The 26,257-nt window shown below is 40.3% G+C and carries 24 protein-coding genes; 18 read left to right on the forward strand and 6 right to left on the reverse strand.

All coding sequences use genetic code 11. The annotated features are described in order from the left end of the window. The 5 genes from nirB to C2M25_RS04830 all read left to right on the forward strand — a co-directional run bounded on the left by nirB (window position 1) and on the right by C2M25_RS04830 (window position 8,537). A complete protein-coding gene (gene nirB / locus C2M25_RS04810; RefSeq protein ID WP_105180562.1) occupies window positions 1-2,532 on the forward strand; it encodes a nitrite reductase large subunit NirB in 2,532 nt (843 codons plus the stop codon). Window positions 2,533-2,541: 9 nt separating this feature from the next. After that, window positions 2,542-2,904, forward strand: coding sequence for a nitrite reductase small subunit NirD (nirD, locus tag C2M25_RS04815; protein WP_105180563.1), 363 nt, complete (start codon window positions 2,542-2,544; stop codon window positions 2,902-2,904). Between the two features lie 28 nt (window positions 2,905-2,932). Then, entirely contained in the window at window positions 2,933-3,868 is a 936-nt protein-coding gene (gene cobA / locus C2M25_RS04820; protein ID WP_199775150.1) for a uroporphyrinogen-III C-methyltransferase, read from the forward strand. A gap of 553 nt (window positions 3,869-4,421) precedes the next feature. Then, window positions 4,422-6,095 (forward strand): hypothetical protein, encoded by a 1,674-nt coding sequence (locus tag C2M25_RS04825; RefSeq protein ID WP_105180564.1) that lies wholly within the window; start codon window positions 4,422-4,424, stop codon window positions 6,093-6,095. Between the two features lie 690 nt (window positions 6,096-6,785). Continuing rightward, window positions 6,786-8,537, forward strand: a complete 1,752-nt coding sequence (locus tag C2M25_RS04830) for an AIPR family protein (protein WP_105180565.1) — start codon at window positions 6,786-6,788, stop codon at window positions 8,535-8,537. A 252-nt stretch (window positions 8,538-8,789) separates the two neighbouring features. On the opposite strand, the gene C2M25_RS04835 is transcribed toward C2M25_RS04830, so the two are convergent. Further along, window positions 8,790-10,073, reverse strand: coding sequence for a nitrate regulatory protein (locus C2M25_RS04835; RefSeq protein WP_105180566.1), 1,284 nt, complete (start codon window positions 10,071-10,073; stop codon window positions 8,790-8,792). A gap of 519 nt (window positions 10,074-10,592) precedes the next feature. Here C2M25_RS04835 and C2M25_RS04840 point away from each other — a divergent pair. From C2M25_RS04840 to C2M25_RS04860, 5 genes are all read left to right on the forward strand, one after another. Beyond that, complete coding sequence (locus C2M25_RS04840; RefSeq protein WP_105180567.1) at window positions 10,593-11,444, forward strand: formate/nitrite transporter family protein; 852 nt, start codon at window positions 10,593-10,595, stop codon at window positions 11,442-11,444. Between the two features lie 3 nt (window positions 11,445-11,447). Further along, window positions 11,448-13,205 (forward strand): bifunctional protein-serine/threonine kinase/phosphatase, encoded by a 1,758-nt coding sequence (locus C2M25_RS04845; protein WP_105180568.1) that lies wholly within the window; start codon window positions 11,448-11,450, stop codon window positions 13,203-13,205. A 200-nt stretch (window positions 13,206-13,405) separates the two neighbouring features. Beyond that, window positions 13,406-14,629: a DUF3500 domain-containing protein gene (locus C2M25_RS04850; RefSeq protein ID WP_063703793.1), complete on the forward strand. Its 1,224-nt coding sequence runs from the start codon at window positions 13,406-13,408 to the stop codon at window positions 14,627-14,629. Window positions 14,630-14,725: 96 nt separating this feature from the next. Further along, on the forward strand, window positions 14,726-15,778 hold the full coding sequence (locus C2M25_RS04855) for a HupE/UreJ family protein (RefSeq protein WP_158679677.1): 1,053 nt from the start codon (window positions 14,726-14,728) through the stop codon (window positions 15,776-15,778). 122 nt (window positions 15,779-15,900) lie between these two features. Then, window positions 15,901-16,782 (forward strand): alpha/beta hydrolase, encoded by an 882-nt coding sequence (locus C2M25_RS04860; RefSeq protein WP_105180570.1) that lies wholly within the window; start codon window positions 15,901-15,903, stop codon window positions 16,780-16,782. A 46-nt stretch (window positions 16,783-16,828) separates the two neighbouring features. Here the strand turns inward: C2M25_RS04860 and C2M25_RS04865 are convergent, their stop codons facing one another. Continuing rightward, window positions 16,829-17,839, reverse strand: coding sequence for an alpha/beta hydrolase family protein (locus C2M25_RS04865; RefSeq protein WP_105180571.1), 1,011 nt, complete (start codon window positions 17,837-17,839; stop codon window positions 16,829-16,831). 133 nt (window positions 17,840-17,972) lie between these two features. On the opposite strand from C2M25_RS04865, the gene C2M25_RS04870 reads away from it, so the two are divergent. Beyond that, a complete protein-coding gene (locus C2M25_RS04870) occupies window positions 17,973-18,479 on the forward strand; it encodes a hypothetical protein (protein WP_063703800.1) in 507 nt (168 codons plus the stop codon). A gap of 79 nt (window positions 18,480-18,558) precedes the next feature. Here the strand turns inward: C2M25_RS04870 and C2M25_RS04875 are convergent, their stop codons facing one another. Continuing rightward, a complete protein-coding gene (locus tag C2M25_RS04875; RefSeq protein WP_063703802.1) occupies window positions 18,559-19,017 on the reverse strand; it encodes a GyrI-like domain-containing protein in 459 nt (152 codons plus the stop codon). 192 nt (window positions 19,018-19,209) lie between these two features. On the opposite strand from C2M25_RS04875, the gene C2M25_RS04880 reads away from it, so the two are divergent. The 6 genes from C2M25_RS04880 (at window position 19,210) to C2M25_RS04905 (ending at window position 23,910) form a co-directional block, all read left to right on the forward strand. Then, window positions 19,210-19,836, forward strand: coding sequence for a fused MFS/spermidine synthase (locus C2M25_RS04880; RefSeq protein ID WP_063703804.1), 627 nt, complete (start codon window positions 19,210-19,212; stop codon window positions 19,834-19,836). After that, entirely contained in the window at window positions 19,821-20,711 is an 891-nt protein-coding gene (locus tag C2M25_RS04885) for a spermidine synthase (protein ID WP_105180572.1), read from the forward strand. The genes C2M25_RS04880 and C2M25_RS04885 overlap by 16 nt, the downstream gene beginning before the upstream one ends. After that, a complete protein-coding gene (locus C2M25_RS04890; RefSeq protein ID WP_105180573.1) occupies window positions 20,708-21,184 on the forward strand; it encodes a TlpA disulfide reductase family protein in 477 nt (158 codons plus the stop codon). The genes C2M25_RS04885 and C2M25_RS04890 overlap by 4 nt, the downstream gene beginning before the upstream one ends. 135 nt (window positions 21,185-21,319) lie before the next feature. After that, the gene (locus C2M25_RS04895; RefSeq protein ID WP_054553355.1) at window positions 21,320-21,796 is read left to right on the forward strand and encodes a MarR family winged helix-turn-helix transcriptional regulator; all 477 of its coding nucleotides are present in this window, start codon (window positions 21,320-21,322) and stop codon (window positions 21,794-21,796) included. A 4-nt stretch (window positions 21,797-21,800) separates the two neighbouring features. Then, window positions 21,801-22,862 carry an HlyD family secretion protein gene (locus tag C2M25_RS04900; protein WP_054553356.1) on the forward strand — a complete coding sequence of 354 codons (1,062 nt, stop codon included), beginning with the start codon at window positions 21,801-21,803 and terminating at the stop codon, window positions 22,860-22,862. Between the two features lie 13 nt (window positions 22,863-22,875). Further along, the gene (locus tag C2M25_RS04905) at window positions 22,876-23,910 is read left to right on the forward strand and encodes a DUF2955 domain-containing protein (RefSeq protein ID WP_105180574.1); all 1,035 of its coding nucleotides are present in this window, start codon (window positions 22,876-22,878) and stop codon (window positions 23,908-23,910) included. A gap of 3 nt (window positions 23,911-23,913) precedes the next feature. On the opposite strand, the gene C2M25_RS04910 is transcribed toward C2M25_RS04905, so the two are convergent. Further along, window positions 23,914-24,252, reverse strand: coding sequence for a hypothetical protein (locus C2M25_RS04910; protein ID WP_105180575.1), 339 nt, complete (start codon window positions 24,250-24,252; stop codon window positions 23,914-23,916). 135 nt (window positions 24,253-24,387) lie between these two features. Continuing rightward, window positions 24,388-24,801: an alternative ribosome rescue aminoacyl-tRNA hydrolase ArfB gene (gene arfB / locus C2M25_RS04915; protein WP_063703818.1), complete on the reverse strand. Its 414-nt coding sequence runs from the start codon at window positions 24,799-24,801 to the stop codon at window positions 24,388-24,390. A gap of 112 nt (window positions 24,802-24,913) precedes the next feature. Between arfB and C2M25_RS04920 the strand changes: the two genes are divergently transcribed. Then, a complete protein-coding gene (locus tag C2M25_RS04920) occupies window positions 24,914-25,471 on the forward strand; it encodes a hypothetical protein (protein ID WP_063703820.1) in 558 nt (185 codons plus the stop codon). A gap of 48 nt (window positions 25,472-25,519) precedes the next feature. On the opposite strand, the gene C2M25_RS04925 is transcribed toward C2M25_RS04920, so the two are convergent. Next, the gene (locus C2M25_RS04925; protein ID WP_105180576.1) at window positions 25,520-26,254 is read right to left on the reverse strand and encodes a phytanoyl-CoA dioxygenase family protein; all 735 of its coding nucleotides are present in this window, start codon (window positions 26,252-26,254) and stop codon (window positions 25,520-25,522) included. Between the last annotated feature and the right edge of the window lie 3 nt (window positions 26,255-26,257).

A 26,257-nucleotide genomic window follows, 5' to 3' on the forward strand; every position in this document is an offset into this window, starting at 1 on the left:
ATGTCTACACCGAAAAAAATAGTTGTTGTTGGTAACGGGATGGTTGGGCATCACTTTGTTGAGCAATTACACAACCTAAATAGTGAAGCTAAGGCCGTTGAAATAACCGTTCTTAGTGGTGAAAGCCGACTTGCTTATGACCGTGTCCATTTATCTGAGTATTTTGCAGGAAAAACTGCAGATGATTTAGCCATGACCAGCGAAATGGTTTATCAGCAATGGGGGATTAATTTCTTTTTAGATGCAAAAGTCACTCATATTAATCGCGAACTGCAAACCGTTACAACTGCCGCCGGTGTTGTTTATAACTATGACAAATTAGTGCTGGCAACAGGCTCATATCCTTTTGTTCCCCCTATTCCGGGTAAAGATCAAGAGCATAGTCTTGTTTATCGTACCATCGATGACTTAGATGCCATTTCAGCCTCGGCGAAGGTGAGTAAAGTGGGGGTTGTAATTGGTGGCGGGTTACTTGGTCTCGAAGCTGCTAATGCCTTAAAGCAGCTTGGCTTAGAAACGCATGTGGTTGAGTTTGCCCCTCAGTTGATGGCGGTACAAATTGATGCTGGCGGCGGAAAATTACTGAAAGATAAAATTGAACAGCTTGGGGTTCAGGTTCATACATCAAAAGCAACACAAGAAATCAAAGCGGGAAAAGAGTGTCGATATCAGCTTTGTTTTAGTGATGGCGAAGTGCTTGAAACCGATCTTATTCTATTCTCCGCAGGTATTCGGCCATACGATAATTTAGCCAAAGAGTTTGGCTTAGAGGTTGGTGAACGCGGAGGCATTGTTGTTAATGACCTATGCCAAACAAGCGGTGAAAATATCTATGCAATTGGTGAGTGCGCACTTTGGAACAATTTCATCTTCGGTCTTGTTGCGCCTGGTTACACTATGGCTCGGGTTGTGGCGAACCATATAATTGCGGGCGATGAGTCTTCAGAGCGATTCACTGGCGCAGATATGAGCACAAAGTTGAAGTTAATGGGAGTGGATGTGGGGTCTATTGGTGATGCCCATGGTCGAACTTCTGGCTGTTTAACTTACACATATGAAAATCAGCCGCTTGGTGTGTATAAAAAAATGGTGGTTAGTCATGATGAATCTAAATTGTTGGGCGCTGTACTCATTGGCGATACATCTGACTACGATAGCTTGTTGCAATATATGCTCAATGGCATTGAGCTGCCAAAAAGCCCTGAATCACTTATTCTTCCTTCTGCAGGAGAGAAACCGAGTTTAGGCGCTGATGCCCTTCCCGAAACCGCAACTATTTGCTCATGCTTGAATGTGACCAAGGGCGATATTATTGCCGCAATCGACACCGGTTCAACAACTGTGTCAGCTGTTAAATCATGCACTAAAGCAGCTTCTGGTTGTGGTGGCTGCGCAAGCTTATTAAAGAATGTTGTAGATAGTGAGCTTGCTGCGCGTGGAGTGGTAATCAACACGGATATTTGCGAACACTTTGCTTATAGCCGCCAAGCGCTTTTCGATATTATTAAGGTTCAAGAAATTAAAAGCTTTACTGAGTTATTAGCGCAGTACGGAAAAGGGAAAGGCTGTGAAATTTGTAAGCCAGCTGTCGGTTCTATTTTGGCCTCAGTTTGGAACGAATATGTGCTTAACCCGCAGCATGTCGCGCTTCAAGACACCAATGACACCTACCTTGCAAATATGCAAAAAGACGGCACTTACTCTGTTGTTCCAAGGGTTCCAGGAGGTGAAATTACCGCTGATAAGCTTATTGCGATTGGTCAAGTCGCTAAACAATTTGGTCTATATACAAAGATAACAGGTGGTCAACGCATTGATTTATTTGGCGCGCGTGTTGATCAGCTACCACTCATTTGGCAGCAACTTATCGATGCGGGCCTTGAAACTGGGCATGCCTATGGTAAATCCCTCAGAACCGTTAAATCGTGTGTTGGCAGCACCTGGTGTCGTTATGGTCAACAAGATAGTGTCACCATGGCTATCGACTTAGAAAATCGCTATAAAGGCCTTCGAGCCCCGCATAAAATCAAGTTTGCCGTTTCAGGCTGTACCCGCGAATGTGCTGAAGCACAAAGTAAAGACATCGGTGTTATCGCAACAGAAAAGGGCTGGAATCTTTATGTTTGTGGTAATGGAGGGATGAAGCCTCGTCATGCTGATTTGTTTGCTACCGATTTAGACAGTACGACTTTGGTTAAATACATCGATCGCATATTAATGTTTTACGTTAAAACAGCAGATCGTCTGCAACGTACCTCAGTGTGGATGGAAAATATGGAAGGTGGCTTAGACTACCTTAAAAAAGTGGTCATAGCGGATGAGTTAGCCATTGCTGATGAGCTAGAAGAGCAGATGGCACGCGTTGTTGATACGTATCAATGTGAGTGGAAAACAACCCTCGAGAATCCTGAATCTTTAAAACGCTTCCGTCAATTTGTGAATAGTGACAAACAGGATATCAACATTCAATTTGTTGAAGAACGGGGTCAGATCCGCCCTGCGCGAGCTGAAGAAAAACTTGAAACGGTATAGGAGAACGATATGAGTAATAGTAATCAAAATTGGCAAACTATCTGTGAAGTAACTGACCTTGTATTGGATTCTGGTGTGTGTGCATTGGTGAGTGATACGCACAAACAAGAGCAACAAATCGCACTGTTCTACGTTCAAGAAGCAAACGAGAAAAAGCAGGTCTATGCGCTAGGAAACTTTGATCCAATAGGAAAAGCTAATGTGTTGTATCGGGGCTTAATTGGCTGCGCAGATGAGCAAATTTTTGTTGCATCGCCTCTCTATAAACAGCGATATGTGCTGAATGATGGTCGTTGTTTAGACGATGACACGATCACCTTACCTGTTTACGACGCACGTATTAATGGCAGTAAAATTGAAGTGTTGTTGTAATCAACGTTTCGATGCATCTAGGAGAATAATGATGGTTTCTCAAATGGTTACCTTCACCAATACTGCATTTAAAACTGTATTAAATGTACAAAATGAATGGCTGCATAAATTGAAATTAGCTATTTCAAATACGCACACCAAACCATTTAAACGCAGTGCTTCGAAAAATGGTCAAGTTTATTTAATAGGTGCAGGTTCTGGCGACCCTGAACTACTGACACTTAAGGCGCATAGAATTCTGCAACACGCAGATGTGGTATTAGTTGATTGGTTAGTAAATAGCGAAATTCAGCAGTATTTTCCTGCTCATGTAGAGGTTATTTTTGTTGGCAAGAGACAAGGCTGCCATAGCATGTCACAAGCGCAAATTTGCCAACTTTTGGTGGCTAAAGCACTTGAAAATAAAACAGTTGTTCGCTTAAAAGGGGGCGACCCATCTCTTTTTGGTCGATTGTCGGAAGAAACTCACGCATTAGCAGAGCATGATATTCCCTTTGCAATAGTCCCAGGCGTGACAGCCGCGAGTACTTGCGCTGCTTATACGGGGATCCCACTGACCGACAGACGATGTTCACAAGCTGTGCAATTCGTGACTGCGCATTGTAAAGATGACGCGCAACAAGCAAATTGGTCACAGCTAGTCGCATCAAAACAAACATTAGTATTTTATATGGGCTTAACCCGTGTTGATAGTATTGCTAAACAATTGATTAAACATAAAATGAGCCCTGATATGCCAATTGCTGTGGTAGATAAAGGTAGCTTAACTGATCAACAACTCTGTTGCCGAACCTTAGCAAGTATTGATGCTGAGCGAGACTTAAAGGACTTTGTTGGCCCAGCTTTAGTGATTGTGGGTGATGTTGTTAACTACCGTCAGCGTGTAGATTTAACATTGTTACAAGCGAATTACTTTGTCGAAGAAACACAATCACCCAGCTGTTTAAAAATAAAAGGCGCGTAAGCCTTTTATAACAGGGTTAATAGGCTCATTCATAGTGATGTTAGCGTCTTCTGTGAGGTTCACATTAGAGTTAAATAGAAAACGAACCTGACCTTTGTATCTACGAGTTTATCATTCATTAAGGGTGAACTCGTTTATGCCCCAAAATGAGTTAGAGTGGATGCCCATATACTTTTGTCATGCAATACTAAACATTATTCACTTTGCGATTCTTGCTTGCTAGCCTAACCATTTAATGTAATTCGCATTGTTCAACAACTAGAATGACGACACTTTATCTGAGCTCTTTTGTATATGATTGGTTTTTAAGTATACTTAAACTAGATTTATGGATTATCCCTTAATTAAAAGTCTGCTCTTATTAGTACACTACATCAAATGCTAAATAAACACTCGTTCACACAATTTACTCTAGAGATAGCTTACTAGAGTCGCAATTTAACCACCACCTCAGATGGCGGTTGCGAGTTCGACAATGCCGACCGCCATTTACATTGGGAAATTCTGACATTAGAGCAAATTTTTGAAACTCGACTAGAGTTTAGGGAAATATATGCCAGCTAAAACTCGCACCAATGATTGGTTAGCATTGCCCGGTCTGGATTGCCGCATCAATGCATTACCACATAACATGCAGTCGGTCATAAAAAAGGCCCATCAACTTAGATTTTTAAATTGCGGTCGTACACCGAAAGACCGAGATTCGGCGATAGCAGCTCTAGAGCGAGGTGTTCCATTCACTTCAGAAGTAACAAAAAGAGTAAATGCGACGTACAGGAGTAAGATGAAAACGATTGATAATGCCGATGCATTTGAAGAGTTTTTGTGTAGCTCACCTCTGCAAATCATCAATGCCCTGCAGCGATACGGACTCAAAGGTTTGGATTATGATTATAGTCGTACTCAGACTACGATAAATCAGACTTCACAGGCAAAGTGGACGGAGCAGCGTGAACGTAAAGTGGCTGATATCTGCCGACGGAAATTTGGTGGGCTGCTGTCTTGTGTGGAATTACATAAGAAGAAAATGCCCGAACTGCGTGGTTTACCTGAGCATATTAGTCCAGCAGGAGCGCGAGCAGCATTCGCCAAAAGACACGGACTAAAGTTGATTAACCTAAAACGCGAGCAAAAGCCGACCAAAGCTGAGCTTAAGGCTGGTTATCAACAATTGTGTTTAGAGCGTGGTGGCTTTATATCGGATAGCTACCTGCGTAATTACGCCCGAGTCTATCTCGAAGGCAATGGCGAAATTGCCGGGAAAACCTTTCAAATCTACATTAAAGAGCACTGGCCATCGGTTATAGACCTGTTTTTAGAGCTAGTGGATGAAGATACTCGATTTAGCACATGGAAATATCAGATTAACTCTCGAATTACAACCGATGGCACCGAACTCGACTCATGGAATGAAGTGGCCTATTACGAGGAAATGCAAAGATTTATTAGACGGCAGAATTTGAAGTGGAGAGTAGTCAAGCATCCAATTATTGGCCCTAAGCCTGACGGTTATAAAAGCGACTTTTTAATCGAAAATTGCGCTAATAACTCAAGAATTTTCATTGAGCTGCTTATGCTTAATTATGAGCAACTCAATAATGAAGATAAATTTTCGTATATGGAAAAGCTGCAGCGACGCCGTGAGGCCTATGATGATTACGGTTATTACTATTTAGAATTAGAACCCTGGTGCCTCCAAGACTTTGATGCATTAAAATCTCATTTCAATGAGATTGAGCAGCACTTAACTGGAGATATGTGTTATTCAAATCAGCATGAATTTCACGTCTCTACTGATAAACCCCGAGGCTATTGGTATAGTATAGAAAATCGCGATGAAGCCTATCAGGATGTGATGAGCCGTCGAACCAAATTTATAGGTGCGTTCGTATCACACCGAGAATTGGAGAAAAGTGGGTATGGTGGCCTCACCTCATACATTAAAGTACACAAAATCGATATGCAGGCAGAAGCCATTCGCAACCACTGCGTGACGGTTACCGCCGGGAATCATTCCACCAAAAAGCGGATGCCTACACGAGAGGAGATGATTCAGGTTGTTACTCATCATTATAAAAAACAACACTGTCTGCGTTTCACCAGAGAGAGGTTGTTTGAGTTGTTTGGACGGACTACTACAGAGTACCTAATTGGTAAAGAACGGTTTTTCCCTACAACGGAGGCTTTGAATCAGTATCTTGAGTCTGTAAGGGTCGATAATGATTGATATGGCAAAAGATTTCGTGAATGCTATCGAGATTTACTATGGTGAGTCGTAATATCGTTCAATGCGGTGTTATTGTAGGAGGGTGATAAACTCTCATAAAAATTGTTAAAGAGGGACTTGTGACGCGTGGTATTTTTAGTATGCATTGGGTTTAGTGTTAAGGTATTGTGCGAAAAGCAATTCATTACGTTGCTGCGCCTCTTAACGAAAAATCAAGGGATCAATATACCTTTCCTAAAGCGATATAAACGCTGTTAGATCTCTAGGTCTAAAACGTTCCTGTCCATTGACGGGTTATAAATATAACTCGACTTTGCCCCAAGATGAGTTAACAAAAGTGCTTAAAATCAATTGTTAATTGCTAAGGCTAGTGGCCTCTATATGTTTAATAATTGCTTTTTAAGGAAAATTTAGGTGTAATGAGTACATAATTAGCGCTGAGCAATGCAGGGAAAGCTTACATAACAGTAGCTAAGCTGATTAAATTAGCTAGGAAAGTGAAAACCACAAAAAGCAAATTCCCATAGCATAAACAACACCAACTCTGACACATCGAGCAGGTAGAGGCTCAGTCCAACAAGCGATTATGCAACACAGACCGCGTGTCGCATAAATACTAAAATGTTATACAGCAATCCACCAATCGCCAGTTGTATTTAAATTGGAAAAATAAAGTAAAGGAATAGATAAATGGCTATAAATCCAATAGTTAAGGCGCAGCTAAATACTTTTAAAAAAATGAACCCTAATGAAAATTTGGATGAGCCTAGCTTATTTGAGGTTATGTCTATATTTTCTATAGAGAATGGTATTCTTGGAGAAAATTTAGATCCTTTTAGAGCTCACCTCAAAGGTGATGAGTTTGGCATTGATGGAGTAGCAATTTCTATACAAGGTGCGCTTTGTACAGACGTCGATGAAGCCGCTGAAGTTCTGGCTATTGGTAAAAATCATAATTCTGAGTTTCATTTCTTTCAATCCAAAACATCAGACAAATTGGATTATGGCAATATTTCTAAATTTTTAGATGGGGTTTATGATTTTTTCACAAGCCAATCATTAGTCACAGGTGAGCAAATAGAGAGTTTGATAGAAGTAAAAGACGCTATCTATTCTACAGCAGCTAAAACAAGCCCTACATTGAGGTGTTACTACTGTACAACTGGTTCTGGTGAAGTTTCGGATTTAATTACTCAATTGATTACAACGAATAAGGCACGCTTAGCTGAATTAAATATATTTGATGAAATACATATTGAATGTGTTGGAGCTAAAGTGATTCAAAATGGCTTCCGTGCAGCAACAAATTCTTCATCTGCAAAGCTAAGCTTTCCAAAAGCCGTCACGATGCCAGCTCATGATAAAGTGGATGAGGCATATATTGGATATGTTTCTGCATCAGAAGTATTAGCGATTGCACTTGGTGAGCCAGATCAAGATGGTGTTACTCATATTAACAGATCTTTATTTTATGATAATGTCAGGGACTTTAATCCAGAATCAGAAATAAATAAGTCCATAATTTCTGAATTAGAGTCAGGGGATGATTCTTCTTTTGTTTTTAAAAATAACGGAATTACAGTTGTTTCAAAAAACATAGAGCGTAAAGGAGATACATTTAATCTAGAAGATTACCAGATAGTAAATGGATGCCAAACTACCAACATACTCGCTCACGTTCGTGATCAAGTTGAAAACATTTTTGTTCCGTTTCGCCTAATAGGTTGCGGTGATACTGAGTTTGTCTCTAGTGTTATCATTGGTACTAATCGTCAAAATGAAGTTAGGGAAGATCAATTTTGGGCATTGCGCCCATTTATGAAAGACTTAGAAGAGTATTGTGCATCTCAAAATAGTGAAGTTCGGATTTACATTGAAAGGCGTGATAATCAGTATAGGGATGTAGGAATTGAGCGCACACGTATTCATCGACCATCAGATCTGATGAAGGTTGCCGCAGCGATGTTTTTTTACCAACCCCATCGTGCTGCACGTGATCATAGAGGTATACGGAAAGAATTTGCTGAACGTATCTTTTCGGATAATCATAATGTAGAGCTTTATCATGTTGCTGCATTAGCATTATATAAGTTTGATTACTTGGTACGCTCAGGAAAAATTGATAGAACAAGGGTTATTTTCCGTTTTTATGCTTTGTATGCGCTAGTGAGAAAATATTGGAAAACCCCAGACATATTGGATGCTCCGATAAAATCACAGAAAAAGGTAACAACTGCCATCATCGCAGTCTTAAAAAATAATGACGAGTTCGCGTCACAAATAGAGGAGACTGCAACACATCTTGAAAATATAATTTCGGATTCAGGTATAACTAGTCGTGAAAAAATCCGAGATTTTATTAGAACAGAAAGTGTAGTAGATGAGTTCACTAAGAGGCTTTTTCCAGTAAAAGCAAATAAGAAATTATCGAAAGCTGTATAACAAATTGCTTAAACGGGCAAAATAGCTGGCTTTTACTCGTTCCTCGCTGATTTTAGCCAGCTATTTAATTGCCGCTTAGCAAAGCGTTACCGAATAAATACTCTGACTTATTTTTGTCCAAAAACGAGTTTGAACTACCCCTTTGTTCGTTCTTTGGCTTTAGTTAATTTGCTTAATCTATATGGTTAAGTTAACTAATAGCATCTGAGGTTAATCAAACGCTTGCTATCTTTTTGGTGCGACTATTTGTTGCTAAGCTTTTGAAACTTTGGCAACAATGCTGTTTGCAACGTCTATTAATGATTGGTTTTGTGACATTGCCGCTTTTTGGAGCAGTTGATGTGCTTGATGCTCACCCACATTAGAGCTTTGCATTAATAATATTTTTGCTCTGCCTATTACCTTTTGCTCGTGCAATGCGCGTTTTACATTTTCTAATTCTGCACTCATTTGGTTAATATGGTTTGCTTGTTCACAAATTAAATCATAAAACGATTTATGCCCAGATTGAACATCATGATGTTGTTCAGCTGCTGATCCTTCTTCACTATGCAGCCCTGAGAAGCGACGATCAAAGAGCATGTTAAAACCCGGGTCAGTTGCATTGTCATCGCTGATTTTTTCCATCAATAGGCTGTGATTCGAAATTTCAGCATCAGCTTCTTTAATCCTTACTTGAACTTGCTCCATTAGCCTAGTAGTCAGCATAGTTTCGATATTTTGAAGGGCATCTATTCGTTTAGTTGCAACTTCATACCAGACTTCACCAAGCTCAGGTGTGTAGCTATTTGATGCTGATAGTGCATTGAACATCGCTCTGAGTTTATTAATATCTTTAGTTAGCTCAGAGAGCTGTATTGCTTGCCAGGCTGTTTGTTCTTGGCTAACCGAAAACTCTAAAAACCGCTCAAATACGTCGTGTTGTGCGCTTTCAAGTTCATGCATTTTCGATAATATTTTTGGCTCATGTTTTTGTTGCGAAAACCCAATGGCTCCTAAAGCACGCTCCTGCCCTGCAAGCTCTTTACCTTGAATGAAATTAAACAGTGCAACTAACATTTTTGTTATCGATGCATCACTTGATACATCCGCTGCTTCAAATATTAGGTTTATGATTTTACTAATTAATCGGCAATACGCATCGGTAGATTTTAAAGGTGTAATCTGTAGTTTTTGAATTTGCTTTCTTAACTTTGGTAGCTGTTCAAGACCTTGAGAAGCTAAAGTGATTGATGTTAATAATCGTGCTTGCGTGTGGATAGCGTCGTTATTTAAGAATTTTGATTTTAATAAAGCACGAAGTTGCTCTTCCGCCTCTGAGGTATGCTTAAATTGCACTGGTAAATTTGTTTTATAGGCAACGCCTTTTGAGCCTAGATAAACATTCGTTGTACCACGCTCTTTTTGTAGCTGATGGATCATCTGTGTTGCTGCCATGACAATTTTACAGTTTGACGATAGCGAATGTAAGCTATTCAGCTCGGCATGCTTTGCAGCAAGTAAGAAGCGTTTGGTACTCGTTGAGGTTGTCGGCATAGATTTTTAATTACTAATATTTCATAGATGCCACTAAGCAATTATTATTCCCTAAAAATTAATAGTCATTTTTAAGCAAGGTAAAATCAGTTTTGCTCGAATATTATTTGCGTTGTGCCACTGTAAATGGGGTTTACAGAAATTTTTAACAAAAGTGAACTCATGATTTATTGCTCAAATTAGTTCAGTCCTTTTTAATTAGTTCAGCGTTTCGCCCCAAAGTGATGCGTGCAATGCGCCAAAGTAAAGCAAATGTTAATTTTTAATATTCTAAGAATAAAATTAAATTTCACAACTTATTGAATATAAGAGTTTTTATTTTTTTATCACTTTTGGCATATAACTTGTTTAATAAATTGTGAACAGTTGAATAGGCTGTGACAATTGGAAATGCAAAGGACAATGGCGTCCGCAACCTGCTCTTAAAAGTAAGAGTCGGTGCGGGCGTTTTTTTTTGCCTGAAAAATGGTCATTTTAACTGTGAAACAGATTAGAGATTAACAATGAAAGGTGAATAACATGGCTTATTTATTACCAAGTGACTTCGTTACAAAAATGGTGGATGCGGGCGAATCAAAAATATATATGTCCACGCGTGACACTATTATTCGTGCATATATGGCAGGTGCTATTTTAGCGTTAGCTGCTGTATTTGCGATTACAGTTGCAGTGCAAACCGGTGTATTTCTGCTCGGTGCGGTACTGTTCCCTGTAGGCTTTTGTATGCTTTATTTAATGGGGTTTGATCTATTAACCGGTGTGTTCATGTTAACACCATTAGCTTGGCTTGCTCGTCGGCCAGGCGTTACTTGGCCACAAATTTTGCGAAACTGGGGATTGGTTTTTGTTGGCAACTTTGCTGGCGCTCTGACCGTTGCTGTCATGATGGCGTTTGTATTTACCATGGGCTTCAATACCGATGGTGGGGCTATTGCAGCTAAGGTCGCTAGTATCGGTGAAGCGCGTACATTAGGTTATGCTAAATACGGTTTTGAAGGATGGATGACCATTTTTATCCGTGGCATGCTATGTAACTGGATGGTATCTATGGGTGTTGTGGGTGCTATGGTGTCAACACATGTTAGCGGTAAAGTGATTGCCATGTGGATGCCTATTATGCTGTTCTTTTTTATGGCGTTTGAACATTCGGTTGTAAACATGTTTTTGTTCCCATTTAGCTTGATCATGGGTGGTGATTTCTCTGTTGTTGATTATTTAATTTGGAATGAAATTCCAACTGCGCTTGGAAACTTGGTAGGTGGTCTAGCATTTACAGGACTGACTTTGTACACAACGCACTATCGTACAAAACCAAAGCGCAAGTTAGCGACAACTGCAGCTCCTATTGGTGACAATGTAATTGCTAAGTAATTAATGCAATCAATGTACAAAAACAACAAAGACGCATTAACTATGACAGCCGATGTAATAGCAGGGTTTTATACATCTCGCGGGAACAAAGCGGTTAATCAGGATAGTGTTAAATGCACTATCCCCGTATTAACAGAGTCTCGCTCAAAAGGGGCTGTAGCTGCTGTTGCAGACGGCATAAGTAGCAGCCAAGTCAGTCAGCATGCAAGTGACTTGGCTGTGATGCTTTTCTGTGATGAATATTTACGTACCAGTGATGTATGGTCTGCAGCCAGAGCTGGCACAAAAGTACTTGAAGTGATTAACCTTCAATTACTAGCAAAAACCCAACATAGCCAATATCAAGATAACTTTGATCAAGGGTTTGTTTGCACTTTCGCAGGGGTAATTTTAGCCAATAAGAAAGCCAATTTATTTAATTGTGGCGATTCAAGTATATTCAGAATTAGAAACAGTAAAATCAGCCATTTTAGCCAACAGCATCGCGTAGCTGATGAATATGGGCAGCAATATTTAAGTAATGCATTGGGTATACGTTCAAACTTACAGTTAGATGTTCAGCAAATCGACCTAGCCATAGGTGATTGCTTTATTTTGGCTACGGATGGTATTACTGAGTTTATTTCAGCTGAGCAATTATTGGGCTTATTTGCCAATTGTGAGAGTGAACAGCAATTGCAACATGCATGTCAAAAGGCTGCTGAACTTGCTTTGGCTAACGCAAGCGATGACAACCTCAGTATTGTCGCGATTAAACAACGTGCCGCTGATCCCAGAGAAACGGTTGAGTACACTTCTGATGGTTTTTTACCTTTGCCTGATGCCTTGAGTGTCGGTGATATCGTTGATAATTTTAAACTTATTAATCAGCTTCACAAAAGCGACAGAAGTTCTTTATTTGAAGTTCACAACACGATCACTGGGGCCACTGCGGTGATGAAAGTGCCCTCTTTATCCTTGCAAGCTGAGCTGTATTACTTAGATGAGCTAGCAAAAGAAGAGTGGTTAATTGCCAAAGTTGACCACCCACACGTTGTTAATAGAGGGCACTGTGAGACTACACGGCATGCCTTTTACACGCTGACAGAGCGAGTGCAAGGAATAACGTTAAGGCAATGGTTAAACGATAATGGTCATGCAAATTTACAGCAAGTAAGAGCATGGCTAACACAACTTGTCTCAGCGTTAGGCGCATTGCATAGCAAAGGTATTTTGCATCAAGATATTCGACCTGAAAATATCATGATTGATCAATACGATAATCTCGTTTTATTGGATTTAGGCTCAGCCAGTTTACATGGTCAGCAATTTAGTAAAAGTGATGATGTTTTGCACATACCGGGCGACATGTTATATAGCGCACCAGAATACTTTTTGGGGTATTGGCCCGAACTGAGCAGTGATATGTTTGCATTAGCTGTGATGACTTATCATGCACTCAGCGGAACCTATCCTTATGATACTTCAGTCGCTAAAGTGTCTAATCTGAAAGAGCTACATCGACTCCAATATAAATCTTTGCTACATAATAATTTACAGATCCCAGTATGGGTTGATGCCGCAATCAACAAAGCCTGTAAACCTGATATGCAAAAACGCTATCTAAGTTTATCTGAGTTTTTGTTTGATATGCATAATCCAAACCCTGCTTATAATAGATTGTTACCGCTCATTGAGCGTAACCCGGTGCTCTTTTGGCAACTTGTTTCTGCTGTTTTAGCGCTGTTATTAATTATAAATTGGGTGAGCAGCTCTGAGTGATAAAGCTAAGCAGATAACCGAAGTTGCTGATGACGTATACCTAATTTTAAAGTGCGAAGTTACTTTTTGACCTTCACTAAATAGGCTTGTTTCGTGAATAAAATTCCATAATTCATTTGGTGATCTACATATTTTCTACACTTTTCAACCTTGCCTCTGTGGTAATTTTTTAAGCAATAATTCATGTAGGGAATTTGGTTATGAAATTAGGTAAAAAGGTGTGGCAATCACTGGCAGTAGTTGCCTTATTGGCAAACTTAGCGGCTTGTGGTGGCAGTGACTCATCGTCGTCATCAGATACAGATACATCGACTAGCGATAGCAGTGGTACTGATAACAGCGGTACTGACAACAGTGGTAGTGACAACAGTGGCTCTTCAAGTAGCTCAGGTTCAATTAGTGTCAGTGACTTCAGTGATATCAGTCTAGGTGACTGTGAGCTCGATACCAGCCTAGAGTCACTCGTGTGTGCTGCAAATGCATTAATCGACACGTTAGATGAAGATGAACTTGCTGATTTACAACTTGATTATTCAGACTCTGAAGCAAGAACTGTGTGGTCAAACTTACCGACGGGCAATGTAAGTCGTAATGGTATTGAACTTGGGGCATTAGACGATGAATCACTTGAAGCGGCGATGATGGTTGCGAAAGCGGCGCTGAGTGATGATGGCTATCAAGATTTCTTAGGTGTTATTGCTGCGGATGATTATTTAAATGAGCTAGGTGGTGGTTCTGCTTACTCATCTGGTAAATATTATCTGGCGTTTTTTGGCGACCCAGATGTGAGCGGCGACTGGATGTTGCAGTTAGGTGGTCACCACTTAGCTTATAACATTACTTACTTAAATGGCGATGGTTACCCTGTGCCAAACCATATTGGTACTGAACCTAAAGTCAGCTTTGAACTAGACTCGGCAAGCTATGCCCCGCTTGCGGATGAAGGTGATGCCCTCGTTGCTATGTTTGACTCGTTAAGTGAGTCTGAGCTTGCTGAGGCTTACTTAAGCGGTGAAAGCTATTCAGATGTATTAATGGGCCCAGATAACGGAAGTGGTACGTTACCAACTGATTACCCTACAGGTGATAATCGCAAAGGGATCCTTGTTTCAAGTTTAACGCAGGATCAACAAGCACTGGTTACAGCAGCAATCGAGCAGTGGATCAACGACTACCCTGAAGAAGTGGTTGAAAACTTAACGCTAAGCTATGTAACGAGTTCTGCTTATGCAGATACCTACATTGCCTGGGCTGGCACTGAATCGGCTGGTGTTGATGTGGATGTTGCCGGGACTTATATGCGTATTGATGGCCCTAACCTTTGGATTGAGGTGGCGTGTCAAAATGGGGTGATTATCAGTGATGAAACTCACTACCATACAATGTTCAGGGATAAGAGCTGGGATTATGGTAATAATTTATAAGCCATGAAAGCAGTAATTAATCTCCTATTTGGGCTGACCTTTTTGGTCAGCCTCTTTTGTACCAAAGCCTTTGCCCATTCTGCTTCAACGAGTTCTGTGTTTATTGATACGCATAAACCACAGATTGAACTCGAAATTTATATACCCCTCGATCAATTACGTTTAGCTGATGAAAGTTTATTTCCTTCACAAAGTGATGATCTAAAGCAGGTTAATTTCTCGGCTTTACAAGACTACATGCAAACACATGTAAGTATCACAACACAAAATTCTCAGTCGTTAACAGCACAAAAGGTTGATGATTTTGCTATCCATGAATTTGATAACGTACTGTTTATGGTAATGAAGATGCAATTTATCAAACCAGATAATTTTGATACCAGTGGTTTTTCTTTGCATTACAATGCCATTTTACACCGAGTTGTTACTCACAAAATTTATGTTTCGTATCGCAACGATATGCATGAAGTACTTAAAGCAAGTCAAGACATAGCAACCATAGGGTTGATCCGCTATCAGCGCGAAACCTTATTTATAGAGCCTGAAAAAATCACTGCATGGTCTCAGTTTAAGCTGATGTTTGTAAATGGTATGAGCCATATTGCAGCGGGTATAGATCATTTGCTATTTTTACTTTGTTTAATTTTGCCCGCCCCTCTAGTTAGTGCCAATAAGCGCTGGCAATCAGTGGCACCTGTGCGCCAATGTGTTATGTCGGTAGCTAAAATTGTCACCTTCTTTACACTCGGACACTCATTAACGCTAGCCCTGACGACGCTTGGTTATATTTCATTTCCTGCAAAGCCAATTGAGATTTTGGTTGCGGCCTCTATTTTAGTTTCGGCGTTGAATGCAATCAGGCCGATCTTTTCGCAGTCAGCTATGTGGATAGCATTTATTTTTGGGCTTATCCATGGTCAAGCATTCGCGATAGAAATGAGCCATATGGGGTTTGATACTCAGGCTATTATCGTTGCATTGGTTGCATTTAATCTGGGTATTGAAACTGTGCAGTTGTTAATCGTTATTTGCGTTGTACCCGTGCTAGCAATGCTTGCCAGAACTTATTTTTATAATGCTATTCGAATTACATTATCAGTGCTGGCAATGGCGGCTGCGAGCTATTGGATTATTGAGCGAAGTGTGTAATGAATATCTTGTATCACAGTTAAGTCGGTGAAAGAGGCTAACTAATACCCTGTTACAATTGTCTTATTAACTAATATTTATAATTGAAGTAGTGTCATTAAGTTATTGATTAAGGATATAAAATGGCATTACTAAAATTTAGATTTCAGTATCTAGCTTGGCTTATTACATTTGTCTTGTTAGCTACAGGCTTGTATATCGCGATGAAATACCAACAGCACTATAGTTCACGCTTTATTGATATAGATATCAAGTCGAATGCGCTTTCAGAAATGCGCCGAGTTTTCATTCGCTTGCCCAAAAACTACAACCCTAACAAAGCTTATCCGCTCATAATTAAAACTGACGGCAATTTTAACCTTGATACTTGGGATGACGCTTTAAGTTTTCTTGAAAGCACCGATGACAAGCATGAGGTTATTCTCGTGGCCATCCCGAACCTGTTTTGGCATGACACACGAAATCGTGATTTAGTGCCACCTTACGCCCGTAAGGATGTGGCGATAGAAGCGCGCCCAATCAATCAAAATCAACGAGAAATATTTGGTAAAGCTGATGTGTTTTTAAAGTTTATTGAAACAGAGCTAATCCCCTATTTAGAGGGAGAGTACCGTATTAGCGGGCAGCGCACGCTAACAGGTTTTTCGGCGGGAGGGAGCTTTGTGTTATATACCATGGTTACTAAACCAGAGTTATTTAATGCATACTTTGCTTTTAGCCCTGCGGCTTGGTATGACGATAATGTTGTCGTAAAACAGTTCAGTAAAAGCTTACCTAATACAGCAGGCAATATTCACTATTTTTATGTCACATTAGGTGGTGATGAGAATCCAATCATAACCGGTGCTTTTAATGGCTTAGTGAATGCTCTTCAAAAGCATGCACCAAACGACCTTACCTGGCAGCACCACATCAACAAAGGAGCTGACCATGAACAAAACGCAAAAAAATCCGTTCGCAGTGCACTAGATGGGGCTTTTAATCATTTCAATATGGCTAAGTAATGGCAAAACAGGGCCTTATTTGGCCCTTCTTACTTTTAAAACAAAGTTACAAATAGGTGTTAAACCAATTAACTAGTTCTGATTCTAGTTGTTCTTTATGGTTCATTAAAAAGTGATTGTCACCGTCATACACCACAAGTTTATGGGGTATATGATGCTTATCTAGTGCTTTGGCAAATTGAATTGAGTTCTCGACCGATACTCGTTTATCGTCACTGCCATGAATAAGTAATATGGGCACTTTAGGCGATAGCTTATCAACCCAGTTCATAACAGAGCGTGCTTCAAGCTCTGCTTGTTTGTTCTCTTTATAATTGGGAATACGACGCACATACACGTTTTTTTCCATATTAGGTCTAAACGTAAGCTCTTTGACTAAATCGGTCGCTCCCGCAATGGTTGCAATGGCTTTAACCTTGTTTGTGTGTTGCATTGCAAGGTGGGTTTGCATGCCGCCTCTACTTACTCCTAACATACCAATACGGTTTTCATCTGCACTTGCTATGTGCGGAATAAAATCAATAAGCGCAAGTACGTCGTTAACGTCTCTGCCACCAAACTCATCTAAATCATCATTTTTAGTTGATGTACCGCGGTATTGGCTGCCGATAACCACAAAGCCTTGCTCTGCTAAAGGAAATAAATTGCGCATCATTGCAGCAAAATAAACACTGCCAAAATTACCGTTACCGCCGCGGTTATAAATTAATACTGGAAGCTTATTCTTGATGACTTTAGGTTTGATGATATAACCAAGCACCTCAACATTATCGACCTGATATTTAAAATTATGGCAGGTTAAATTAGCTTTAAAGTTATCGAACATTTCTTGTGGAAAGATTTCTTCAAAGGCTTTAATGCGCTTTAAGTAGGCTTCTTCGTTTTTAGCTTTGCGTTTATTCTTTTGCGCAATAAATTGGTGCCACGAATCATAGTCAGCAAAGATGCCTGTGAAGCAGTCTGTTTCTTTTGTGACGTGTTCATCATCGATAATTTTCGCTGCGCTGGTAGAAAAAACAGCGAGAGATAGACTGGCAAAGAGTAGTAATTTATACACAACAACATCCTTATTGGTGACTAAAAGTTACGAATCCACAGTAACTTAAATGATGGTTATTTGTATATAACTACTTTTTTACGTATCAAAACTTTTATATTTTGAAAGTTAACTTATTGAATTGGAAGTCATAATGAGCAATAAACCGCCGCATATATTAGAGTTACTACCTAAGCGTTACACCTTGTGGGGGTTATTATGTTTATCCTTGGGGTTCGCTATATTTGTAATTATATGGTCTCGAGCTCCTGAATACCGGCCTTTGGTACAAGATATGCGCTTAGTCAATGCCGTCAAGATAGTCGATGTACTGGACGTTGAAGAGATCCCTTACAAGGCTGATATTAAAAATCATATTTTGTACGTCGATGTTCTTCATTCAGACCAAGCAAGGCTAGCACTTGCTAAAGTAGGTTTCGTCTTTGATTATCCAAATAAAGATACATTTAGTTCAATACCACAAGCATGTGCCTTACTTGAATCACAAGAAGCAAAGGAAAATAGGCCTATTCATCAAACTGAATGGTTTCTCCGATTAGTTCGCATAATAATGGCCGCGATAGTACTTATTACTTTAATCTTGGTCGTTGTACGACCCATTTTAAAGAATCTTATTCTTGAAGATAACAACAAGGATTAATATACCTTTTAGCAAATAAAAAGCCGCAATAAGCGGCTTTATCTGTAATGGGGCTTTACACTAAAATTAGGGTTTGGCGTTATTCAACCGAAATGAATACTTCAACTTCTTCACTGCTTTTATAAAACTCAAAGTCAGTTTTATATGCTCGAATATGCGGGCACTGTTCATTACTAAAGTACTGCCAAACTTGACCCCAAACATCGATAACGGTTTGTGGCATTGCACCTTTGCCACTAAAGCGAAGGTAGTTACCTGTGGCGAGTGTCGTTTGTTCTATCTCTGATGATGTGACTTGCAGATCAGTACACGCAAAGACATCAAACTCCCCTGTGACATCAGATTCATAATGAGTGTACACGCCATAAACTTGGCTAGATGGGGTTAATTTTGGCGCTATGTCTGTGTAAAACTGCTGCCATAAGCCAGCTATTTTGGCACCTTCGCCACTCATTTCATTCATATTGCAGGTGCGAACTTTGAGGCCAAATAAAGTTGTCGGGTTGTCGATATTGATGTGTGTTACTTGCTGATCCATTGCATTTATCCTTGCTTAATTTGTTCCCAGTAAAATACCAGAGCACATGTACTTTAACCTAGCCTTTTTAATTATTTATTTTAAAAAGACTATATTTTGTCAACGGCCTTTACAGCTTAAAAAACAGTCATGGCATCCTTATCTGCATCAGGTTAAGATGGGTAAAATAACAACAAAATCAGCGGGTGTTTAATGAATAAAATCAATGCGCTTATCTACTTTCTAGCCTTTAGTAGCGGTTTTTGTATTATGGGAATTGAGCTTTTAGGCGGGCGAATTTTAGCGCCGTATTTTGGTAGCAGTGTGCATATTTGGGGCAGTATTATCACTGTATTTATGTTGAGCTTATCTATCGGCTATTTACTTGGCGGCAAGCTCTCAACCCGCAATCCTTCGTTAACTAAATATGGACTCATTTTCTTTGTGGCAAGCATTATGGTGGTGCCAATTGTATTGTTTGCAGAGCCAATTATGACCTTTATTTTCACCCATATTGAAGACAGTCGTTACGGCTCGTTGCTGGCATCAACGGCGTTGTTTTTTATCCCTACAACAATACTCGGCATGATCTCACCTTACTCAGTGCGATTATTGGTTACCGATCATGAAAAAAGTGGTCAGGTTGCCGGTGGTTTGTATTTTGTGAGCACCCTAGGTAGTGCGCTTGGTACGATTATTACCTCTTTTTATATGGTGTTAGCGTTTGATGTTAACGACATCATTAAAACCTTTGCAGCGGTATTAGGCGCGCTTGGTTTGCTTGCAATTGCTGTTAGTCAATTAAAAACGAAGGAGCGTGCTGTATGTTTAGAATCTTAATGCTTTGTTTGATCATGACATTGCCTTTTAGCAGCTTAGCCGAAGTAATACATAAAGAGCGCTCGCTTTATCGCAATATTTTAGTGGAGAAGACTGGCGATTTACTGTGTTTAAAATTTAACGAAAAAACCCGTAAAAGTACGCAAAGCTGTATGTATAAAAGTAAGCCTAAAAAGCTGGTGTTTAATTACACCAAAATGACGTTTGCAAGCTTACTATTTATTGATGATCCTAAAAATGTACTGATCATAGGTTTAGGAGGAGGTTCACTCTCTAATACCATTCATGAGCTTTACCCTAGCGCTCATATCGAAAATGTCGAAATTGACCCTGCGGTAATAAAAGTTGCCCGTGATTATTTTAGCTTTGTAGAAACCGATAACGTGACGTCAAAAGTGCAAGATGGCCGTATTTTCATTAAACGCGCCGCACTTAAAAAACAAAAGTACGATTGGATTATTCTTGATGCCTTTAATGGCGATTATATACCTGAACACCTACTCACTAAGGAATTTTTTGCAGAAGTAAAAAGTGTTTTAGCTGATGGCGGAATTGTCGCTGCAAATACCTTTTCATCAAGCAAGTTATACCAGCATGAGTCAGCAACTTACTTCGATGTGTTTGGTGACTTTGTGAATGTTGTGACCGATGAAAATTCTAATCGCATTATTTTAGCTGGCTTCGAGACTATGCCTAGCCAGCAACAGTTAACTGAGCGCGCCAACAAGTTAGCAAATAAGTTAACCCCTTACGATGTTGATTTGCAGTTACTCAGCGAGCATTTGTTTTATACTAAGGGTAATCAAGATTGGCCAGCGGATACCAAGGTGCTCACTGACCAATATTCACCAGCGAACTTGTTAAATTATCAATGATCAAATACGCCTTAATTGCATGTCTTTTATTTACCAGCTCTGCTGCTATGGCAGAGCATCCTTCTCTCCCTCCTTTAGCTGCAAGTCAGCAGCAGCTGTCTCAACTATTGAATCAATACAAAGGGCAAGTTGTGTTACTCGATTTCTGGGCGTCTTGGTGTAGTCCGTGTCGACGCTCGTTTCCTTGGTTTATAGCTATGCAGAGCAAGTATCAACAGCAAGGACTCAAAGTTATTGCTGTAAACATTGATGTTGAGCGCAGTGATGCCGATGCTTTTTTAACTGAGTTTGCAGTGAACTTTAATATTATTTATGACCCAGACGCTGTTATTGGCAGGCAATACCAACTTAAAGGGATGCCGAGCAGCTTTTTAATCGATAAAGAAGGCATAGTACGGTTCCAGCACACAGGATTTGTTGCTGATAAATTAGACCTCTATGAAAGCCATATCAAAGAGTTAATTGCTAAGTAGTGTGATTAGGTAGATAACTTTTGCTGTTGTTCGCTTTTATCGAACACAGCTATCTATTTTATTAATTGCACTAATATTTACTTAGCATGCTAACTACATTAAGATAGTTAGCATGCTAAGTAAATGGAGCGCATCATGTCTTCCACTCCCCCTTTTCACGAAACTCTTGATTTAACATTATGCGGCAGTATGGGCCGTGTGCATCGTTTATGTCGCGATGCTGTCACTTTGGCGGTAGAGCCTTTGGGTCTTACCCAATCTCGCTGGACCGCGATGATGCACCTGTTTCATTTAAACCAAGGTTGCACGCAGCAAGAGTTGGCAAATAGCTTAGGCATTGAAATGCCTTCACTAACTCGCACGATTAAGCAGCTTGAGCAACAAGAGATTATTGCTCGCAAAGCTGACGCTGAAGATAAACGCAGTAAACGTCTGTACTTCACTGAGCAAGGTCTACAATTGTTAGACACATTGCAGGTGATTATTGCCGATGTGAAACAGCATCTTTATGCCGATCTAACCACTGAGCAACTCGATACCATGGCGCATGGTTTAATTCAAATGGAGCAAAACGCCCGTCAGTGTATCCGTCATTATTCAGGAGATAAGTAACGTTATGACACCAGATCAAAAATTTGCCCGTTACGTAAAAATCTCTTTAGCGGGTTTTATTGTTTTATTTTTATATTTTGTGATTGCCGATTTGTATATGCCTGTCACACCGCAGGCTCGTGTGTATCACCCTGTCGTACAAGTGACCCCGCAGGTAAGTGGTCGCGTAACCGACGTGTTAGTGACCAATAATCAAGCCGTCGAAAAACAGCAAGCCTTGTTTAAGATTAACGACGAGCCTTTTGAGCTTGCCGTGCAACAAGCTGAACTTGCATATGATGATGCAAAACTACAAAACCAACGTTTAGATAGCAGTGTGAAGGCTATAGAAGCACAGCTTGCAGCTGCTCAAGCAAAGCTGCATGAACAAACATTATTGTTCGAACGCGGTGAGTCGTTATTGAAAAAACGCTCTATTTCAGAGCAAGAGTACGAAACTATTAATGCGAACTATCAATCAAGCAAAGCCAATGTAGCTGCAATTGAAGCTCAGCTTAGCGAGGCTAAATTAGCGCGTGGTAAAATGGGGGATGATAATTTAGCGCTTCGTCATGCTCAAAACCAGCTTGAACAAGCGAAACTAAACCTGTCGTACACCACAGTGACAGCCGATACCGACGGTAAAACAGCAAACTTACAAGTAACACCAGGTACTTATGCTAATAAGGGCCAGCCGTTAATGGCGATTGTTGCTAATAAGGCTGATTTAGTTGCTGATTTTCGTGAAAAGTCTTTAGTTCACGTGCAAATTGGTAGTACTGCAAAAGTCAGCTTTGATGCGCTACCGGGCAAAGTGTTTACTGGCAAAATTATTAGTTTTGAAGCGGGTGTCAGTGATGGTCAGCTTAACGCGAACGGTTTACTCAGTGCTACTGAAAGCAGCAACCGTTGGGTACGAGATGCACAGCGTCAACGTATCCATATTCAACTAGATGAACACCAGATGCTGGCTAAATTTCCAAGTGGTGCGCGTGCAACTGTGCAACTTCTGCCTGACTCTAGCATCGGTAGCTGGTTTGCAAGCATGCAAATTCGCTTCATTAGTGTTCTGCACTTTATTTACTAAGGCAGGGTGAGTTATGTCAGTATTGCAACTCGATGGCAATGGCTTACGCCAAGCGCTACGCATTGCCACGGGCTCAGCACTAGGGTTTGCACTGGCAAAATTGATGAACTGGCCGAATGGCATCTTTTTTACTGTTTACCCTATGCTATTGCTTGGCTTAGTGCCTGTGCTTAACATGCATATTATTCGTCAGTTCTACGCAGGCGCGGTGTTCAGTGCGCTGTTTGTGCTGGTTGTGCAAGGGTTGTTTGCACACCTGCCTGTGGTAATGACGATGATGAGCTTTATCGCTTTTGCCTTTTTGTTCTATCAAATGAGCCGTGGTGCTAACTTTTTATTTGGCGCCACAACGGTAGTGAGTTTGTCGATTCAATTGCATTTTTCGACTTACACCGGCGGTGGTGTGAGTATTTATCCGTTAATCATTAGTAACGCTGTTGCCGTTGTTGTTACAGTGGTGTTCTCGATGCTAATGCATGGTTTATTCCCTGATGTTGCACCACGCCAAGGTCGGGTAATGCCAGAAAAAGCAAAAGAAAGTGTGCGCCACGAAGTATTACTTTGTTCAACCGTAGCAACCTTGTCATTTGTTGTATTTCAGGTCTTTGATTTACAGGATTCAATTTCAGCTCAAGCAGCCTCGGTACTGATATTGTTTTCGTTGTGCTGGAAAGCAGCTGGTATGGCCGCGTGGCAACGTGCAATAGGCACCCTAATTGGGTGTAACTTAGCGTTAGTGGCACAGTTATTTTTGTATAACCACACCGATATTTTGATATTTCCGGCGTTAATTCTGTGGATTTTGACTTTTATCTTTAGTCGTTATCACATAATTGGTGGCGGTATTCCGGGTGTAGGCTTTGGTATTATCACCACATTTGGTATTTTGTTTGGTCAGTCATTAGGGCCGGGACAAGATCTCGTATACAGCGCGCTGTATCGTTTTTCGTCAGTGTCTGTGGCGATACTATTGAGCTTATGTGCGGTGTATATAATGCATCACATCTTAAATCGCTTTGAAATAACAAGGCATCATACGTTTGATTAAAAATCAAAATGCACAAAAAAGGGAGTTAATCAGACTCCCTTTTTTATTATTTGGTTCGAAAATGGTGGGTAAAGACTTAAGTAAATCGTCTTGTTTTTTTACAACACTCTGTACGCAGGTTTTTGAGGCGACATCTGCAACCCAAGCGCCCCATTGTGAACTACCAGGTTCTTCACCTGGAGTTGCCCACCATCTGGCTTTATAAAGAATTTCGTTATAACAGGTTTCACTACCTTGCGGATACGCGTTTCCGGCTTGCCATGAATCTACAGCAAAGCCCGACATAGGCAAAGCTGACAGCGTTATCATTGCAGCGGCAACAATGCGTGATTTCTGGCCCATACGCGGCTCCTTCATTAGTGGTGAGTTTGTATGACTATTATAGTCGCGGTAGGATTAACCATCAATTAACTTTGTTAACAAGTTACACTTCTTTACAGTTCTGCTTATTTTTGACACGATCTTCTGATGTGAAAGTTAGAATTTTACATTTTTTCTTAATACTTTTGTTTGTCCCCTTTTGGTTTTGCTATCCATGCGTTTTCTCTGAGAACTTTTGCTTGGTTTTGTCGCTCTGCGCGCCTTTTGTACTTGTGTGGCATTAACGATTAATTCTTTCAAACGATTAAGCGCGTCTTCTTTGTTCATCTCTTGCGTGCGATGACTTTGCGACTTAATGACAATAACGCCTTCTTTGGTAATTCGAGAATCATTTAAATTAAGTAAACGCTGTTTGTAAAAGTCAGGTAGTTTTGAGCGCTTAATATCAAAACGAAGATGAATTGCAGTGGCTACTTTATTGACGTTTTGGCCGCCTGCACCTTGCGAGCGGATCGCACTAAAGTCGAGCTCCCATTCATCAATTGTGACGGTATTAGAAATAATTAACATCAGGTTCAGTTAACTGTGGTAAAAAAGGTATTGTAACATTTGTAATTGGCCAAACATAATCGCTCTATCATGTGAGCCAATTGCTAACCATTTTGAAAGAAAGGAGATCACGATGAAAGCACTACTTATTTCTATTAGTCTACTGGCGATGAGCTTTTCTAGTTTCGCAGAAGATATTACTGAAAGCCAGCTACAGCGTTATATAAAAGCCTTACCTGCTGTGGTCAATTGGTCACAAAATCAGTCTGAATTAGATACTGTAAATCTCGGTGGTATGCTAGGTAGTTCTGATGGTGTTGACAGTTCGTCAGTAATGGATGCATTAGGCCACATTAAAGATCACGAGCTTTACACAGAGTTTGAAGCCCTGACCAAGCAATATGGTTTCACACCTGAGCAGTTAGTTACTGTTGGCTCAGAGGTATCAATGGCGTATTTAGAAAACCTTAAAGCGGGTATGTCAGAAGAGAACAAGCAACGTGTAAATCAAGCAATGAGTGGTTTACAAAGCCTTACGGCATCATCATCTGATGCGGGTACTCGCTCAATGGCAGGTGCTTTAGAAGGTGTTAAAGCAAGTACTGCAACAGCAGATGTTAGCGAAAGTAACGTTAACTTAGTTAAGCAGTATATGCCGCAGTTAAAAGAATTGTTCGCAATGTTGCAGTAACAGCACAATAAAATAAAGAAAGCGGCTAAGAAGCCGCTTTTTTTGTGCTTACTCAAATACCATCGCGTTGTTTAGCTGCTGCTTTTGTTCTGCAGTTGGTAAAAATCCAGTTTGTACAAACTCATTAAGGCTTGAGTGACGTTCAAAGTAAAGAATATCAAGGGCAAAACGATTCATGCCGTACAAGCCCCGATGGATCATATTTGCCGAAAATATGAGTAAGTCACCTTTTTTGAGTGCCACACTTTTACCGCGAGTCAGTGAGTCACTATTGCGAGCGCCCTGTTGTTCTAATCTAACTGCTAACTCTTCATCTGAATCCCAGTTTTTATGACTACCCGGTATTAGTTCTATTCCCGGTTCATCTTCAAAAGCAACGCGGCAATGTAATACTTCAGGGCCGCTAAGAGCGGCCTTTTGCGCATCAAGCTCTAAGTGATACTGCATATCGCGATGCCAATAATTTGCTTGTTTAGAGTTGTAAGGGTTAAAGAATAGTTGAGTATTCATAAACTGAGGATCAGCAACAATACCTTTAACCTGTTCCAATAGAGTGTTAGCGCTGACAAACTCAAAAAGAGCAAACTTTTCCTCAACACTTAAACATGCAGCGCCAGTCAAACCTGAGCTATTAATCCCTCTGGATTGGTAAAAAGGTTGGTTTTCTTGCAACCAGTGATGATGAAATTTATCGAGAATTGGCCTTACCTTGCTAAGCTCACTCTCTGTGTAAAGGCCCTTTACATGGTAGTAGCCATTTTCAGCAAAAAAGTTATTTTCCATTTT

This window comes from Pseudoalteromonas sp. T1lg21 (assembly GCF_002964625.1).
Classification (GTDB): Bacteria; Pseudomonadota; Gammaproteobacteria; order Enterobacterales; family Alteromonadaceae; genus Pseudoalteromonas; species Pseudoalteromonas gelatinilytica.

What these genes read in the sequence shown, in the direction of transcription:
- C2M25_RS04830 (WP_105180565.1), top strand. Translation starts at nt 6,786, where the DNA reads ATGGCTATAAATCCAATAGTTAAGGCGCAGCTAAATACTTTTAAAAAA.
- nirD (WP_105180563.1), top strand. Translation starts at nt 2,542, where the DNA reads ATGAGTAATAGTAATCAAAATTGGCAAACTATCTGTGAAGTAACTGAC.
- C2M25_RS04850 (WP_063703793.1), top strand. Translation starts at nt 13,406, where the DNA reads ATGAAATTAGGTAAAAAGGTGTGGCAATCACTGGCAGTAGTTGCCTTA.
- C2M25_RS04880 (WP_063703804.1), top strand. Translation starts at nt 19,210, where the DNA reads ATGAATAAAATCAATGCGCTTATCTACTTTCTAGCCTTTAGTAGCGGT.
- C2M25_RS04885 (WP_105180572.1), top strand. Translation starts at nt 19,821, where the DNA reads ATGTTTAGAATCTTAATGCTTTGTTTGATCATGACATTGCCTTTTAGC.
- C2M25_RS04920 (WP_063703820.1), top strand. Translation starts at nt 24,914, where the DNA reads ATGAAAGCACTACTTATTTCTATTAGTCTACTGGCGATGAGCTTTTCT.
- C2M25_RS04910 (WP_105180575.1), bottom strand. Translation starts at nt 24,252, where the DNA reads ATGGGCCAGAAATCACGCATTGTTGCCGCTGCAATGATAACGCTGTCA.
- C2M25_RS04845 (WP_105180568.1), top strand. Translation starts at nt 11,448, where the DNA reads ATGCAATCAATGTACAAAAACAACAAAGACGCATTAACTATGACAGCC.
- arfB (WP_063703818.1), bottom strand. Translation starts at nt 24,801, where the DNA reads ATGTTAATTATTTCTAATACCGTCACAATTGATGAATGGGAGCTCGAC.
- C2M25_RS04870 (WP_063703800.1), top strand. Translation starts at nt 17,973, where the DNA reads ATGAGCAATAAACCGCCGCATATATTAGAGTTACTACCTAAGCGTTAC.
- C2M25_RS04905 (WP_105180574.1), top strand. Translation starts at nt 22,876, where the DNA reads ATGTCAGTATTGCAACTCGATGGCAATGGCTTACGCCAAGCGCTACGC.
- nirB (WP_105180562.1), top strand. Translation starts at nt 1, where the DNA reads ATGTCTACACCGAAAAAAATAGTTGTTGTTGGTAACGGGATGGTTGGG.
- C2M25_RS04900 (WP_054553356.1), top strand. Translation starts at nt 21,801, where the DNA reads ATGACACCAGATCAAAAATTTGCCCGTTACGTAAAAATCTCTTTAGCG.
- C2M25_RS04825 (WP_105180564.1), top strand. Translation starts at nt 4,422, where the DNA reads ATGCCAGCTAAAACTCGCACCAATGATTGGTTAGCATTGCCCGGTCTG.
- C2M25_RS04925 (WP_105180576.1), bottom strand. Translation starts at nt 26,254, where the DNA reads ATGGAAAATAACTTTTTTGCTGAAAATGGCTACTACCATGTAAAGGGC.
- C2M25_RS04860 (WP_105180570.1), top strand. Translation starts at nt 15,901, where the DNA reads ATGGCATTACTAAAATTTAGATTTCAGTATCTAGCTTGGCTTATTACA.
- cobA (WP_199775150.1), top strand. Translation starts at nt 2,933, where the DNA reads ATGATGGTTTCTCAAATGGTTACCTTCACCAATACTGCATTTAAAACT.
- C2M25_RS04840 (WP_105180567.1), top strand. Translation starts at nt 10,593, where the DNA reads ATGGCTTATTTATTACCAAGTGACTTCGTTACAAAAATGGTGGATGCG.
- C2M25_RS04895 (WP_054553355.1), top strand. Translation starts at nt 21,320, where the DNA reads ATGTCTTCCACTCCCCCTTTTCACGAAACTCTTGATTTAACATTATGC.
- C2M25_RS04875 (WP_063703802.1), bottom strand. Translation starts at nt 19,017, where the DNA reads ATGGATCAGCAAGTAACACACATCAATATCGACAACCCGACAACTTTA.
- C2M25_RS04890 (WP_105180573.1), top strand. Translation starts at nt 20,708, where the DNA reads ATGATCAAATACGCCTTAATTGCATGTCTTTTATTTACCAGCTCTGCT.
- C2M25_RS04835 (WP_105180566.1), bottom strand. Translation starts at nt 10,073, where the DNA reads ATGCCGACAACCTCAACGAGTACCAAACGCTTCTTACTTGCTGCAAAG.